The sequence below is a fragment of the Oceanisphaera psychrotolerans genome (genome assembly GCF_001870485.1).
Lineage (GTDB): Bacteria > Pseudomonadota > Gammaproteobacteria > Enterobacterales > Aeromonadaceae > Oceanimonas > Oceanimonas psychrotolerans.
The window spans coordinates 1-1,645 of the sequence record NZ_MDKE01000056.1; the positions used below are offsets into that span (position 1 = coordinate 1).

1 tRNA gene and 1 rRNA gene are annotated in these 1,645 nt (G+C 51.0%); both read right to left on the reverse strand.

Annotation, left to right across the window (positions count from 1 at the left end):
- Window positions 1–1,027 (reverse strand): 23S ribosomal RNA (locus BFR47_RS15020); the annotation flags it as partial.
- A gap of 238 nt (window positions 1,028–1,265) precedes the next feature.
- Window positions 1,266–1,341: transfer RNA gene (locus BFR47_RS15025), tRNA-Glu, on the reverse strand.
- Window positions 1,342–1,645: the final 304 nt, after the last annotated feature.

Below are 1,645 nucleotides of genomic sequence, written 5' to 3' on the forward strand. Positions count from 1 at the left end.
CTTCCCACTTCGTTTCCCACTTAACTATGACTTTGGGACCTTAGCCGGCGGTCTGGGTTGTTTCCCTCTTCACGACGGACGTTAGCACCCGCCGTGTGTCTCCCGGATAGTACTTACTGGTATTCGGAGTTTGCATGGGGTTGGTAAGTCGGGATGACCCCCTAGCCCAAACAGTGCTCTACCCCCAGTAGTATTCGTCCGAGGCGCTACCTAAATAGCTTTCGGGGAGAACCAGCTATCTCCCGGTTTGATTGGCCTTTCACCCCCAGCCACAAGTCATCCCCTAATTTTGCAACATTAGTGGGTTCGGTCCTCCAGTTGATGTTACTCAACCTTCAACCTGCTCATGGCTAGATCACCGGGTTTCGGGTCTACTCCTAGCAACTAGTCGCCCAGTTAAGACTCGGTTTCCCTACGGCTCCCCTATACGGTTAACCTTGCTACTAAAAGTAAGTCGCTGACCCATTATACAAAAGGTACGCAGTCACCCTCGAAGGGCTTCCACTGCTTGTACGTACACGGTTTCAGGTTCTATTTCACTCCCCTCACAGGGGTTCTTTTCGCCTTTCCCTCACGGTACTGGTTCACTATCGGTCAGTCAGGAGTATTTAGCCTTGGAGGATGGTCCCCCCATGTTCAAACAGGATATCACGTGTCCCGTCCTACTCGATTTCACTGTAAGTGGGGTTTGGTGTACGGGGCTATCACCCACTACGGCCGGCCTTTCCAGGACCGTTCCACTACACCACAAACAGCTTAAGGGCTGGTCCCCGTTCGCTCGCCGCTACTAGGGGAATCTCGGTTGATTTCTTTTCCTCGGGGTACTTAGATGTTTCAGTTCTCCCGGTTCGCCTCGCCACGCTATGTATTCACGTGGCGATACTGCACTGAGTGCAGTGGGTTTCCCCATTCGGATATCACGGGCTCAAGCGCTTCTTACCAGCTCACCCGTGCTTAACGCAGGTTAGCACGTCCTTCATCGCCTCTGACTGCCAAGCATCCACCGTGCACGCTTAGTCACTTAACCATACAACCCCAAGAAGTGTGTCAGTCCGAAGACCGGTACACTTATCAAGGCGGTACGCATCATGACTGATGCTTACAACAATATTTCGCCAAGAAGTTCCAAGACACTTGCGTATCAAGAACTACAAATTATTTCATCAGCTTTCCAGATTGTTAAAGAGCAAGAGTAGTTAAACTCTAAGCGTTAAACTGTAAGAACATAATCTCTCTTACAATGTAAGGCTTAGTGCTTAGCGCGATGGCGTCCCCTAGGGGATTCGAACCCCTGTTACCGCCGTGAAAGGGCGGTGTCCTAGGCCTCTAGACGAAGGGGACCAAAAATCACTCTTGTCGAAGCAAGCTTCGACGATTTTTGGTAAGACGAGTGCCGAGCCGGCGAGGCCGAGTGGCAAGTCTTATCAAAAAAGACACGACAGTTAACCGCATCGATTTTTGGTAAAGGCGAGTGGTGAGCCTGCGAACCCGAGCGACAAGAACAATGCTGTCCTTGGGCTTGGCGCAGAACTCGGTGTGCGATTGGCTATAGGCGAACCAATCACCACGCCCTTATCAAAAGCGCTCTACTCATATCAAGCAAACTGTGTGAACACTCAACAGACGTTGAGATTAAGGTAAGGAG